This is a genomic window from Psychrobacter sp. CX97, from assembly GCF_057396285.1.
On the sequence record NZ_JBXYJE010000008.1, the window covers coordinates 39,904 to 53,895 of the forward strand.

The 13,992-nt window shown below is 38.8% G+C and carries 10 protein-coding genes; 9 read left to right on the top strand and 1 reads right to left on the bottom strand.

The features are described 5' to 3' along the window. Window positions 1–158 precede the first annotated feature (158 nt). Window positions 159–2,537, bottom strand: coding sequence for a phosphoenolpyruvate synthase (gene ppsA / locus AC2SLL_RS07840; protein ID WP_486531135.1), 2,379 nt, complete (start codon window positions 2,535–2,537; stop codon window positions 159–161). A gap of 730 nt (window positions 2,538–3,267) precedes the next feature. On the opposite strand from ppsA, the gene ppsR reads away from it, so the two are divergent. The 9 genes from ppsR to AC2SLL_RS07885 all read left to right on the top strand — a co-directional run bounded on the left by ppsR (window position 3,268) and on the right by AC2SLL_RS07885 (window position 13,575). Next, complete coding sequence (gene ppsR, locus AC2SLL_RS07845; RefSeq protein ID WP_486531242.1) at window positions 3,268–4,107, top strand: posphoenolpyruvate synthetase regulatory kinase/phosphorylase PpsR; 840 nt, start codon at window positions 3,268–3,270, stop codon at window positions 4,105–4,107. A gap of 209 nt (window positions 4,108–4,316) precedes the next feature. Next, window positions 4,317–4,727, top strand: coding sequence for a DUF4377 domain-containing protein (locus AC2SLL_RS07850; RefSeq protein ID WP_486531136.1), 411 nt, complete (start codon window positions 4,317–4,319; stop codon window positions 4,725–4,727). A 99-nt stretch (window positions 4,728–4,826) separates the two neighbouring features. Next, window positions 4,827–6,482, top strand: coding sequence for a Si-specific NAD(P)(+) transhydrogenase (gene sthA, locus AC2SLL_RS07855; protein WP_486531137.1), 1,656 nt, complete (start codon window positions 4,827–4,829; stop codon window positions 6,480–6,482). A gap of 245 nt (window positions 6,483–6,727) precedes the next feature. Further along, on the top strand, window positions 6,728–8,326 hold the full coding sequence (locus AC2SLL_RS07860; protein WP_486531138.1) for an inorganic phosphate transporter: 1,599 nt from the start codon (window positions 6,728–6,730) through the stop codon (window positions 8,324–8,326). A 179-nt stretch (window positions 8,327–8,505) separates the two neighbouring features. Further along, window positions 8,506–8,931: an HIT family protein gene (locus AC2SLL_RS07865; RefSeq protein WP_486531139.1), complete on the top strand. Its 426-nt coding sequence runs from the start codon at window positions 8,506–8,508 to the stop codon at window positions 8,929–8,931. A 187-nt stretch (window positions 8,932–9,118) separates the two neighbouring features. After that, a complete protein-coding gene (gene dusB / locus AC2SLL_RS07870) occupies window positions 9,119–10,150 on the top strand; it encodes a tRNA dihydrouridine synthase DusB (protein WP_486531140.1) in 1,032 nt (343 codons plus the stop codon). A gap of 106 nt (window positions 10,151–10,256) precedes the next feature. Then, window positions 10,257–11,927 carry an ABC transporter ATP-binding protein gene (locus tag AC2SLL_RS07875; RefSeq protein ID WP_486531141.1) on the top strand — a complete coding sequence of 557 codons (1,671 nt, stop codon included), beginning with the start codon at window positions 10,257–10,259 and terminating at the stop codon, window positions 11,925–11,927. Window positions 11,928–12,745: 818 nt separating this feature from the next. Then, entirely contained in the window at window positions 12,746–12,949 is a 204-nt protein-coding gene (locus AC2SLL_RS07880) for a copper resistance protein NlpE N-terminal domain-containing protein (protein WP_486531243.1), read from the top strand. Window positions 12,950–13,134: 185 nt separating this feature from the next. Continuing rightward, window positions 13,135–13,575, top strand: a complete 441-nt coding sequence (locus AC2SLL_RS07885) for a hypothetical protein (protein ID WP_486531142.1) — start codon at window positions 13,135–13,137, stop codon at window positions 13,573–13,575. Window positions 13,576–13,992: the final 417 nt, after the last annotated feature.

The following is a 13,992-nucleotide window of genomic DNA, read 5'->3' on the forward strand; positions in this document are numbered from 1 at the left end:
ATAATACTGAGATGTCTTTTATTTATTTTTAGATACTGGTTGATATTAGAATCGAGTCTACGCAAAAAGACCACAATGATCATATATTTGATTATTGTGGCCATAGACTAAGTTTTGTAGTGCTTCTTAGTCAAAGTAATCGTTAAATTAGACTTAAATTAGTTGGCATTATCATCATTTGCCAAGAACATCCAAGTATCGAGTACTGAGTCTGGGTTTAAAGACACGCTGTCGATGCCTTGTTCCATTAACCAGTAAGCTAAATCTGGATGATCAGATGGGCCCTGACCACATATTCCAACATATTTACCTTGATCGCGACATGCCTTAATAGCCATTGATAATAACTTCTTAACCGCAGGATCACGCTCATCGAATAAATGCGACACGATACCAGAATCACGATCTAAACCAAGGGTTAACTGAGTTAAATCATTTGAACCGATTGAGAAGCCGTCGAAATACTCAAGAAACTCATCAGCTAATAGAGCGTTAGTAGGTAGCTCACACATCATAATCAGCTCTAGACCGTTCTCACCACGCTTTAACCCGTTACTTTCTAAAATCTCAACAACTTCTTTGGCTTCGCCGGTGGTACGTACAAATGGAATCATGATTTTTACGTTTGTAAGGCCCATATCATCACGTACACGCTTTAATGCTTTACACTCTAAATCAAAACAATCGCGGAAGTTCTCTGATACATAACGGCTCGCACCACGGAAACCAAGCATTGGGTTTTCTTCAGAGGGTTCGTATAACTTACCCCCAATTAGATTGGCGTATTCATTAGACTTAAAGTCTGACATACGCACAATAACGGGTGAGTTTCTAAAGGCAACGGCAAGAGTTGAGATACCTTCAACTAATTTATCAACATAAAAATCAACAGGTGATGCATACCCTTCAATACGGTCTTTAATTGCTTGCGACACTTCGCGTGGAAGCGTATTCATGTTAAGCAAGGCTTTGGGGTGAACACCAATCATGCGGTTAATAATGAATTCCAGGCGGGCAAGACCAACCCCTGCATTAGGAATCTGGGTAAATGAGAAGGCGCGATCTGGATTACCAACATTCATCATAATTTTGAAAGGAATTTCAGGCATTTGATCAATAGAGTTGCTCTGAATTTCAAAATCTAATAAACCATCGTAAATGAAACCTGTATCGCCTTCAGCGCAAGATGCAGTCACTTCTTGCCCATCTGTTAAAAGCTCCGTGGCATTGCCACAGCCAACAATGGCAGGGACACCTAATTCACGTGCAATAATAGCAGCATGACAAGTACGACCCCCGCGATTCGTGATGATGGCAGCGGCTCGTTTCATGACAGGTTCCCAATCGGGATCAGTCATGTCGGATACCAGCACATCACCAACTTGAACTTTTTCCATTTCATGAATGCTATTGACGATACGCACTTTACCAGAGCCAATACGCTGACCGATAGATCGACCTTCACATAATATTTTTGCATTTTGGCTTTGGATCAGATAACGCTCCATCACATTACGATCTTGGCGACTCTTAACTGTTTCAGGACGCGCCTGAACAATAAATATTTCTCCAGTATCGCCATCTTTAGCCCATTCAATATCCATCGGCTGACCATAATGCTTCTCAATGGTTAAGGCTTGCTGAGAAAGTTCTGTTAACTCTTCTGTAGTCAGGGCAAATTGAGCGCGTTCTTCTTTATTAACGTCAACAATTTTAACGGAGCGAGTGGTGCTACCTTCTTCGCCATAAATCATTTTCTGATGTTTACTGCCCAAATTGCGTCGAATAACAGCAGGTCTATTCTCTGCAAGTAAAGCTTTTGATAAATAAAATTCATCAGGGTTAACGGCACCCTGTACAACCATTTCACCTAAACCGTAACTGGCAGTAATAAATACAACTTCGTCGAAGCCACTTTCTGTGTCAAGTGTAAACATAACACCAGAGGCGCCAGTTTCTGAACGTACCATACGCTGAATACCCGCTGAAAGAGCAACACCAGCATGTTCAAAACCTTGATGTACACGATAAGAAATAGCACGATCATTGTATAAAGAAGAGAATACTTCTTTAATGGCAATCAGTACGTTATCAATACCACGGATATTTAGGTAAGTTTCCTGCTGTCCAGCAAAAGAAGCATCTGGTAAATCTTCAGCGGTAGCAGATGAACGAACTGCTACGGCAATATCTTCCCCGCCGCTCATGACTTCGAATGCATCACGAATCTCCGCTTCAAGAGAAGGCGGTAATTCTTGTTCAATAATCCAACCACGAATTTTTTTACCTACTTCAGCAAGCTTATGTACGTCATTTACGTCTAAGCTTTTAAGTTCATTATTGATCTTATCTAATAGGCCAGTCTCATTAAGAAAGTTATTAAATGCAGCTGCAGTAGTTGCAAAACCACCAGGAACACTAACCCCCATGTCAGATAAGTGGCTAATCATTTCGCCTAATGAGGCGTTTTTACCACCAACGATTTCAACATCGTCTTTGCCTAACTTGTCAAGGGTAATAACTTGAGGTGCTGTCATGAAAACTCCGGGAAATAAGGTTATTTTTCAAAATTATAACGTTAAATAGGTATTTTGTGTACCGTATGGTGGGTATTTATTTTATAAATGCCATAAAACAGCAATATGATAGACAAATATAGCCTATATAGTGTTGTTTTATGCCCGTTAATGCGAGGTAAACTATAACATTTAAATTCGATATGCGTCTATTCATTAAAAGCGTTAAAAGCGACCTTCCGTCAGAAAGTGTTTCGCAATAAATTACCTTAATAATTGATTTATATAATGAGCTAAAAGGCATGTATAAAGTAGGATCAAAAAATAGAATTAAATAACACACCGTCAGTTAGATGACGTTATATATTAAAAGACGCCAGTATTTATCTGAAATTTTAACCATTATTCTAATACAATTGTCTGTTAATATTGAAAATAAGTTTTAAATTGAGTCTAAAGTATATTTAACTCAAGAATATATTTAACTCAAGTTGATAGCGATTGAGTTTGCAATTATTAAGGGTAGCGCCATTTATTTTACTGGCAGTTATACTTTACTGGGTGTTATATAAGGGTAATCTGGTTGATTTAATGTTAATAACAATACTTGCTACTTAAAATTGGATAAATATTCCTTTAATAGATATACACATTCAATCATAAGATGTTAATAAAAAAGTTTATAAGGAAGGGTATGGAAAGTTTAATTCAGACATCAGCATTAAAGTCGACGATACAAAATCGTAGTGCAATGGCGATAGATAAACCTGAGGTAATTCGCGTTGCTTTTTTTATATCAGATGGTACGGCCATTACTGCCGAGACGCTCGGAAGATCGATACTGAGTCAGTTTGCCAGTGTGCCATTTGAAACTCGTGTCATTCCGTATGTAGACTCAGTGGAGGGGGCACAAGAGGCAGTAATACAAATTAATAAAGCCTATCAGGAAACAGGAATATTACCTCTCGTGTTTGATACGATTGTTGATAGTGAGATTCGCGAAATTATAAATTCAGCTCAAGCCTGTAATCTAGATATGTATGAAGGTTTGATTGGCCGTATCACTGATGAAATAGGTGTAGAGCCTGATGCCCATTCTGGACATGCGCATGATGATGTCGATTCTGAAACTTACAAGTCAAGGATTGATGCCGTTCACTTTGCTTTGGATAATGATGACGGCGCACGTACTCGTCATTATGATATGGCGGATATCATTTTGATTGGGGTTTCTCGTTCAGGTAAAACCCCAACCTCTTTATATTTAGCTTTACAGTTTGGTATCAGAGCAGCCAACTATCCCCTGACTGAAGATGACTTATATGACAATAAATTACCAAAGGCACTTCAGCCTTATCGGAATAAGTTATTTGGTTTGATAATTGATACTGATCGTTTGGTAAAAATTAGACAAGAGAGACGGGCAGGCAGTCGTTACTCTAGCTATAGACAATGTGAAGAGGAGCAGCGAGCGATTCAAGCTATATATATGACTCAGGGTATACCAAGCTTAAACGTATCCGAAATGTCTGTGGAGGAGATTGCCACTCGAATATTGCAAATAACGGGTCTTAAACGCCGTATAGGCTAGTTAGTTTATGGGGTAAAAAATATGAGATCAAACAACTAAAGAAGTAGAGTATTAGGTATAAAATAACCGAAATGCAGTGATATGTTTTTGCGGAATAGTCGCAGACACAAGTCTATAAACTATTTGAGCCTGACCTAGGGTGTTAAAGTTGATATAATAAACGGTGTTTATACATAACGATAAAATTAATCATTATTAGGTAGTTAGTAATGCGAAAAGTTTCATTTGTACTAAGTAAGCTAAGCCTCTCCAACTTACCTGCAAGTATTGCTATTGTAGCAATTTTTTTATTAGCAGGCTGTCAGACGGGTCCGTTTGCCAAGCAACCTGTTCCTGAGCCACACTATATCCCTCAGTTGAGCTTAGGTGAGGCGCAGCAATTGACAGTGTTGCCGACCAAAGAACCTTGTAATAGTGCACTGCCGATGCTTTGTATGGTTGCAAAAAACCAGTCAGGAGAGCTATTTCAAATTCCATACAACTGGGTTGAAGGGTTTAGTCATACCAATGGCGTGGAGTACGTCATTAATGTTAAACCTAAAATTGATGATAATAAACAGCAAATGACTGGTAAATGGACACTGCAAAATGTAGTAAGCCAGAAAGCAGTGATAAATTAATCTCTTCTTGGTCTCAAACTAGCAGTCCTACTCCTGCAAACGATGCGTTATCATCTCTCATCTTTAAATGTTACCTAACTACTGTATTAAGAGGATACTATGTCTAAAAAAAATAAAGAAAATGACATAAAAGACACAACAGATAATGGCTCTGGATCTGAGCAAATCGAGACGGAAAACGAGCATTCTATTGAGCATGTGCATGAGCAGGAAGAAACCACTTATAGATCAAAAAAATCAAAGCTTGCTGGAGGTTTGGATATTGCTGACGAGGTATATCACCCCAATTTAATCAGCCCTCTTGATGATAATAGAATTAGAGTTGAATCTGATCTGACTAAAGATTCAGGTCGTATAAAAAAAGACGATCATAACTATGAATATGATGCTGTTGTTTTAGGTGCTGGCCCAGCAGGTGAAGCAGCTGCAATGAAACTGGCAAAAAGCGGTAAAAAAGTAGCTGTTATTGATCCACGAGATCAGGTAGGGGGTAATTGTACTCATGTTGGGACAATACCAAGTAAAGCGCTACGTCAATCTGTATTTAATTTAATCAGTTATCGCCGAGACCCGATGTTTTTTAAAGGGTCAGACTACACTCAAGTACCATTAACTAAAATATTGGCAAAGGCTCGTAAAGTCGTTCGCAGTCAAGTTGATACGCATACACGATTTTATGAACGGAATCGTGTTGAAGTAATCCATGGTTGGGGTAGCTTCAAAGATAAGCACACTTTAAATATTGAGCTTACTGATGGCACTGGCATCGAAACGATTACTTTTAATAACGCTATTATTACCGTCGGCAGTCGTCCATACCGTCCAGACTTGTTAGATTTTAATCATCCGCGTGTATTTGATTCTGACAAAATATTGCAGATGGATTATGTGGTTAATAAAATTATAATTTACGGTGCGGGTGTGATAGGTTGTGAATACGCATCCATATTTACGGGACTAGGGTATAAAGTTGATTTAATTAACAATCATGCAGAGCTATTAAGTTATTTAGATAACGAAATTAGTGATGCGTTATCGCACGATTTTAGACAATTTGGTGTACTGATACGTAATAACGAAGAAATTGAAAAATTAGAAACCTTTGATGATTGCGTTATATTGCATTTAAAAAGTGGCAAAAAAATAAAGTCGGATGCCATTTTATGGTCGAATGGTCGTTCCGGAAATACTGAAAGCTTAGGTCTTGAAAATGTAGGATTAGAGGCCAATAAGCGTGGTCAATTAAAAGTGGATGACACTTATTGTACTGATGTAGACAATATTTATGCCGCTGGAGATGTTATTGGCTGGCCATCACTTGCCTCTGCTGCATATGACCAAGGTCGTTGCGCTGCTGCTTTTATGATTGGAGACGAAGATGCAGAACCAGTGTCAAGTGTACCAACAGGCATATACACCATTCCTGAAATATCAAGCATTGGCAAAACGGAACAAGAGCTGACGAATGCAGGTGTGCCTTATGAGGTAGGTCAAGCATTTTTTAGACATCTTGCTCGTGCTCAAATTATTGGCGAGCTTTCAGGTGTCTTAAAAATCTTATTCCACCGCGAAACTTTAGAAATTTTAGGTATTCACTGTTATGGTAACCATGCTTCGGAAATTATTCATATCGGTCAAGCAGTGATGAAATGTGGCAATTCATTAGAATATTTTGTCAATACAACTTTTAACTACCCAACAATGGCGGAAGCCTACCGTGTTGCCGCATTAAATGGTTTAAATAGGGTGTTTTAAAATTTTGTAAGTACATAACGCTCAATGAAAGTACATAGCTATAGCCATTAAAGACTGCAATTTTGCAGTCTTTTTTTTATTTCTGTTCCGGCATCCATAACATCGTCTTCACTACTGCGTACATAAAAATTATCTGGTTTTCATCAAAGCTTAATAGATGGAGAGAATAATAACAAATTGCAAGAATAAAAACCAAACACCAGCTATCTAAATAATTAAATATAATAATAAATGGGGTATAAATTATGCAAGACGGATCTGAAACGAGTAATCTGATTAAAGTTGGCAATAAAAAAGTCAACTTTGCATTTGCCTTATTATTAGTAGTAACGACACTCTACTTTATATGGTGGGGTTTGGACTATACTAACCATTTTCCAATCATCTTTATTACAGCCACCATATTTGGTGTGTTTATGGCATTCAACATCGGTGGTAATGATGTTGCTAACTCATTTGGTACTTCAGTGGGTGCAGGTACTCTAACTATTCCACAGGCTCTTGGTGTTGCAGCAGTATTTGAAGTCAGTGGTGCGGTCATTGCCGGTGGAGAAGTGACAGATACAATTCGTAAAGGGATTGTAGATCTTAATGGTCTAACTATCGAACCAATGCAGTTCGTTTTTCTTATGATGTCAGCTTTGTTGGCAGCCGCAATTTGGTTGTTAATTGCTACTAAAAAGGGTTGGCCAGTTTCAACTACCCATGCCATTATCGGTGGTTTAGTGGGTTCATCCATGGTTCTCGGATTTACTCTGGCAGGGCTAGATGGATCAGTACAAACCGTAAAATGGGATAAAATTGGATTAATTGCAGTCTCATGGGTATTGTCCCCTTTACTCGGTGGTGCGGCTTCTTACGCTCTATTTTACCAAATTAAAAAGTATATTCTTAGTTATAACGACTCTGCAGCTGAAGTGTTACAACGCTTACATCAAAAGAAGCAGTTAGTTAAACTGCAAGACAAAACAGCTTTCGAAAAATTAAATGAAATGCAAAAGCTGGCTTATACAAGTTCTCTTGCTAGAGATGCTCAAGCCTATCAAGAAGAGGATATTAATGAAGAGGATTTAGAATCTGATTACTATAAAAAGATATATCAGTTAGAGCGTGCACGTTATGAAGTCGATGCGTTTAAAGCTTTACAGACTTGGGTGCCATTAGTAGCTGCATTCGGTGGGGCTATCATTAGCTCAATGTTATTGTTTAAGGGTCTTAAAAATCTACATTTAGGTTTAACTACCTTACATAACTTCCTAATAATGGGTATGGTGGCAGCCATTATTTGGATGGCTGTATTTATTTATGCCAAATCACTTGAAAATAATAATAAAAACCTACCTAAAGCGACTTTTATTCTATTTAGTTGGATGCAGGTATTTACGGCAGCTGGATTTGCCTTTAGCCATGGTTCAAACGATATTGCTAATGCCATTGGTCCGTTTGCAGCAATTCTAGATGTACTAAAAACTGGCGCTATGAATCAAAAAGCCGCTGTGCCTACATTGGCGATGGTTACATTTGGTGTGGCATTAATTGTTGGCCTCTGGTTTATTGGTAAAGAGGTTATACAAACGGTCGGTACGAACCTGACTAAAATGCATCCTGCCTCAGGTTTTTCGGCTGAACTGTCTGCCGCAGCGGTCGTAATGGGGGCGTCTCTACTTGGTTTACCCGTTTCAAGTACGCATATTCTAGTAGGTGCTGTATTGGGGATTGGACTGGTAAATCATAATGCTAACTGGGCTTTAATGCGTCCTATCGCTATGGCTTGGGTGCTTACGCTCCCTGTAGCCGCGATTTTAGCAAGTGTCTCGTTCTTGTTGCTTAATATGTTCTTTTGAGCTGGAGGATGGCAGCAGTATTACTGAAAAGCCAGAGGTTCCAAATTTAAATTTTAAATATAGCTACAAGCTTGCAAGTTATTCGCAGTTGGTGTTGAATAACCTGCAAGCTTTTTATTTTTTAAAAGTAGATAAAAATCAACTGTAGTGACTAAAACTAATTTAAAAAGGAACTTACCATGTCTATGATTTATGATGATGACAATATTTTTGCAAAAATTTTATCCGGTGCTATCCCAAATCACACTGTGTACGAAGACGATAAAACGTTAGCATTTATGGATATCATGCCTCAAGCAAAAGGTCATGTATTGATTATACCTAAACAAAAAGCGGTTGATTTAAGTCAGCTTGAACCTGAATATGCGCAAGCGGTAATGATGACTGCAAAAAAAGTGATGGCTGCACAGCGAAAGGCGTTTAATCGTGAAGGTATTGTACAAATGCAATTAAATGGCGCAGAGGCAGGCCAAACTGTGTTTCACTATCATGTGCATCTTATTCCTACGAGTCTACACAGTCTTGGCAAGCATGGCAGTGAGCAAGCTGACATGCAGGAGCTTGCAGACATGGCAGACTCGCTAAAAGCAGCGATTTCTAACTAATTGACTTATCATTTATAATCAGCCAATCAATAATGAGCGAATTCATTATAAGGGGCTTTTGAAATGATAACCCATTACTTGGACTTGTTATTTTGACCCTATAAAATAGGATTTAAGCAGATAGCATTTTAATTATTTAGCAAATCCCTTTACAATGTGGCTTGTTATCAGCAACAAGCCATTTTTTATGTCTCATAATTTATCAGCAACTCATATCGACCCCCATCCGCTATTGCAGCCCTTATATATTGGCGGGTTAAAAATCAGCAATGGTCTGATGGTTGCGCCAATGGCGGGTGTTACCGATAATCCTTTTAGGCGTTTATGCAAATCGTTCGGTGCAGGTCATGCCGTTAGTGAAATGATGACGGCAGATGCGACATTATATGCGCATAAGAAATCATTGTTTCGGGCTAACTTTGAGGGCGAAATTGCGCCTATATCTGCTCAGATAGCAGGTGCTGATGTGGATAAGCTGGCAGAAGCTGCACGCTATCAAGTTAATAATGGCGCTCAAATCATTGATATTAATATGGGCTGTCCTGCCAAAAAGGTATGCCGTAAGCTGGCAGGTTCTGCGTTATTAAAAGATGAAGCGTTAGTCGCCCGCTTATTGGATGCCACTGTGGCAGCGGTTGAGGTACCTGTTACCTTAAAAACACGGCTTGGCTATGAGAATGGACAAGAAAATATCCTACGTATTGCTAAGCGAGCTGAAGAAGCGGGTATTGCCGCCATTGCGATTCATGGTCGTACTCGTGAAGATAAATATGGTGGACAAGCCCGTTATGAATTAATACGCCAAGTCAAAGAGAGTGTACGTATCCCAGTTATTGCCAATGGTGATATCGATAGTGCCCAAAAAGCGATCGAGGTTTTTAATCAAACAGGGTGTGATGCTATTATGATTGGCCGTGCTGCACAAGGCCAACCTTGGATATTCAGAGATATCGCTCATTATTTAAAGACAGGCGAAACACTACCGGCGCCAACCACCGCACAGCTCAAAGATATTGTGTTAACCCACCTTGAAGCGTTATATGCTTTTTATGGTGAGTATTCTGGTTGCCGAATTGCCCGTAAGCACATCGCTTGGTATACCTCGGGCATTCGTCATTCAAACGAGTTTCGACAAGCCATGTATGGTGAAGAGAGCACGGCAGGTCAATATAAAGTAGTGGATGCTTTTTTTACGCATCACATTATGGATAATGGGTAAAATCTTTTAAAGTTAAAAGTAATGCCAATAGCTCAAAAGTTTATAGTCAATCCAAATTTGCTAAAACCTCTTCAAATAACGCCCTATCACACTAGAGTCTGCATCTATGCCTAATGATTCGTCAAAATTATCTCCTGTTATCTGCGTTAATGATCTCTCTATTTCAAGTGAGGATCAGACGCTTGTGGATGGACTATCTTACGAGATTGAGCAGGGCCAGACATTAGCTATTGTTGGTGAATCTGGATCGGGGAAATCAATTTCTAGTCTGGCTGTATTAGGTCTACTACCCAGTGGATTAAAAGTTACAGGGAAGGTGGTTTTAGCCGAAATAGGTCAACTATCTATTGACCAGATGTTTGATGAATCCAGTCAGCAGCGTAATAAACGTGAAAAGCAATTAATGGAGATACGGGGTTCTCGTATCGCCATGGTATTTCAGGAGCCAATGACCGCCTTGAACCCCTTGCATACCGTTGGTAAGCAAATTGCTGAGAGCCTACGCTTAGCAGGGGTTGCAAAAAAGCAGATCAAGTCTAAAATTATCGACCTATTAAATGATGTCAATATCAAAAATCCTGAAACTAAGCTCGCAAGATACCCTCATGAACTATCGGGTGGTCAGCGTCAACGGGTTATGATCGCTATGGCACTGGCACAAAACCCTGATGTGTTGATTGCAGATGAGCCAACCACTGCACTTGATGTGACCTTGCAACACGAGATATTGGAACTGCTAAACGATCTGAAGCGTCAGCACGGCATGGCGATGCTGTTAATCAGCCACGATTTAAACTTAGTGCGCCGCTATAGCGACCACATTATCGTCATGAAGCAGGGCATAGTGGTCGAAAAAGGCGAAAGTGAGGCTATTTTTGCAAATCCTAGCGATGATTATACGAAGTCACTGATATCACAGAACTTCGGTCAGCCGCTCGACTGTCACAAGCATGCTGCTTCAAATAGTGAGGACTCAAACTTAGTAGTACAGGTTGAAAATCTATCGGTGGCGTTCCCTGCTCAGAAATCACTATTGGGTGGGGTAAGCAAGTGGGTAAAAGCAGTTGATGATGTTACTGTCATATTACCTCAGGGGCAAGCCCTAGGTATTGTCGGCGAATCAGGCTCAGGTAAAACGACAATCGCTTTGGCATTAACCCGTCTGCTAAGTAATCAGGCCAAAGTGTCTGGAGATATCATTATTGATAACACTAATATAAATAGCCTAAGCAAAAGAAGGTTACGTCAATTTAGGGCAACCATTCAAATGGTATTCCAAGATCCCTTCGCCAGTATTAACCCACGTTTTAATGTGATGCAAATTATAGAGGAAGGACTACTGGTGCAAGGTGTGGCAAAATCAAAACGTCAACAGGCAGTATTTGAGGCACTCGCAACTGTGCAGCTGCCAAACGAGTTCGCCTACCGCTATGCTCATGAGTTGTCGGGGGGGCAACGACAGCGTGTGGCACTGGCACGCGCCATTATTATGCGCCCTAAAGTCATCCTATTAGACGAGCCAACCTCAGCCCTTGATAGCAGTACCCAAGTCGCTGTGGTTGAGCTGCTACGCGACATCCAAGCCAAGCTTGGCATCAGTTATATCTTTATTAGTCACGACTTAAATGTGGTGCGGGCGCTCTGTCAGCATATTATGGTTATGCGAGACGGGGTTTGTGTAGAAAGTGCTACGACCTCAGAGCTGTTCTCTAAGCCCAAGCATGCTTATTCACAATTACTGATTCAAACCAGTATTGACAATAAAGATTTTAGCTAAAGATAATTGTTTTCTGCAAAACTATTGAACGTTTAAGATATGTCTTTTATAAGATATGCCTTTCAAGCGTAATCGATGGGTTAAAAATTGTTACCGCAACACATTGAAAGCGAAGAACAAAAAGATGAGCCTTAGTATTGGAGTATTGGAGTATTGGAGTATTGGAGTATTGGAGTATCGGAGTTCTTCAAAATCATGCTTTTAATTTATGAAAGACTAGGCGGATTACATGAATACTATGTAGATTATCGCAAAATTAAATTTTATCCTGTATTCTGACTTTAAATTTTAATATTTTTTAAATTAAGTCTCTTTTTAGTTAAAAAAATCTTTAACCAAACATCGCATTCTTTACAGTCTTACACTTTGTAAAAGTCAGCCAACTTGGATGTTTTTCTATTACCTATATTATTAAGCCTAAACTATGGATAAACCATTGAAAAAATTTAGCCTAATATTCTTACCATCATTTTTGTGGGTCGTATTAACTGGGCTAGGATTTGGCTCTCAAAGTTTATCTAATTTGATTGAACTTATAGGAATTTTTATAGTATCTGTGCTGTGTTTATTTATCCCAGAACGATTTATAAAATATCAATACCTTCTTCTAATACTCTTAATAATCACTGTCCTAGTGCGTTTTTTAACCCCACATATTCCGGAATAATTTCTTTACGCTAATTAAACCAGTTGGCTATCTTTTATCTGCACTTCTACTAACGGCCTGTCAATCAAGTCTCAAAGTTACTGAACCAAATTCTTCAAAGCCAACATTTACAGTTATACCAGATAACTACTCATCGATAGCGCAATCGGATATTGTTGGAGTATACAAAGGTACCTTACCGTGTGCCGACTGCTATGGTATTGAAACCAAACTTATCCTCAATGAGGATAATACTTTTGTCTACGACATGCTCTACTTAAATAAACAAGATGAACACTTTATTCATAAAGGAAATTATACGGTTAAAAATAATATAATAACTATCCACGAAGACTCTAGAGCGGTCAGATTTTAATCAATGAAGGCGTACTTACTTATTTAGGCAAAGATCTACATCCTATTACAAGCCCGCTAGCCCCTTACTATCAACTGAATAAACAACAAACTTTCAACTATGCAGGCAAATACGAAACCTTCTTTGAAACTCAAGATGACTATACACAGACCTTATCTATCACCCCAACGGGGAAAAAATATAATGTGAGCTTTTCTGCATCTAAGGTCAACGGTAAAGAAAACTGTCGTTTCTCCGGGCAAGCTTGGCTTGAAAGTAATATCCTTTGGATGAATATTAGCAAGGATTCTAACAAAGAGATATTAATGTATATAGCCCCTTCGCATGATAATTTAGGGTTGGAAGTATTTACCGATAAATTTGAAGATCGCTTTCAAATGATGTTCTATTGTAAAGGGGGTGGCTCTTTAGCGGGTAAGTATATCAAAAACACCATAAAGACCGATAGTATAGGTGTTTTTGATGCATCAACTACTATTGAAGACGTTTTACACACCTTGCCTGCCACTCAAATACATAAAAAAATAGGTCACGGGGAGTTTTTAGACGATCTATATGATGATTATGAAATATATACTAATAACAACAAAGCACTTTTTACCCTTACACCAACAAAACAGGGATAGTAAAGCAAAGTATTAACAGAGTGTTAATTAAAAGTCCTTTTTTTAAAACAGATAAAGGTATACATAATAACTCAACATATCGTGATGTTAAAAACGCTTACTCTATCACAAGAATTGAACCTACAAGAGAGCATATAATCTTAGTTGTAGATGAAATAAATGCTGAATTTCTCATACCTAAATCAGAACTTGAGGAGGGCTAGTGGAATTCGAAGACAAACACAGTAAGTCCTCATAAAATCCCAGACGACGCACAAATTGAGAATTTTATTTTAGGGTTGAATAACTAAAAAAATATCAAACGACTAACCTTTACGTTCTCACACAAAAATAAGACGTTTTCCATGCCTCGTATATTGCTCAGAGATGTTTTTAAATACGGGGGTATCTCATAACTTTAGCTTATAAATACAAGTT

Coding starts and splice junctions, on each gene's coding strand:
- ppsA (WP_486531135.1), bottom strand. CDS start 2,537: ATGACAGCACCTCAAGTTATTACCCTTGACAAGTTAGGCAAAGACGAT.
- ppsR (WP_486531242.1), top strand. CDS start 3,268: ATGGCGATAGATAAACCTGAGGTAATTCGCGTTGCTTTTTTTATATCA.
- AC2SLL_RS07850 (WP_486531136.1), top strand. CDS start 4,317: ATGCGAAAAGTTTCATTTGTACTAAGTAAGCTAAGCCTCTCCAACTTA.
- sthA (WP_486531137.1), top strand. CDS start 4,827: ATGTCTAAAAAAAATAAAGAAAATGACATAAAAGACACAACAGATAAT.
- AC2SLL_RS07860 (WP_486531138.1), top strand. CDS start 6,728: ATGCAAGACGGATCTGAAACGAGTAATCTGATTAAAGTTGGCAATAAA.
- AC2SLL_RS07865 (WP_486531139.1), top strand. CDS start 8,506: ATGTCTATGATTTATGATGATGACAATATTTTTGCAAAAATTTTATCC.
- dusB (WP_486531140.1), top strand. CDS start 9,119: ATGTCTCATAATTTATCAGCAACTCATATCGACCCCCATCCGCTATTG.
- AC2SLL_RS07875 (WP_486531141.1), top strand. CDS start 10,257: ATGCCTAATGATTCGTCAAAATTATCTCCTGTTATCTGCGTTAATGAT.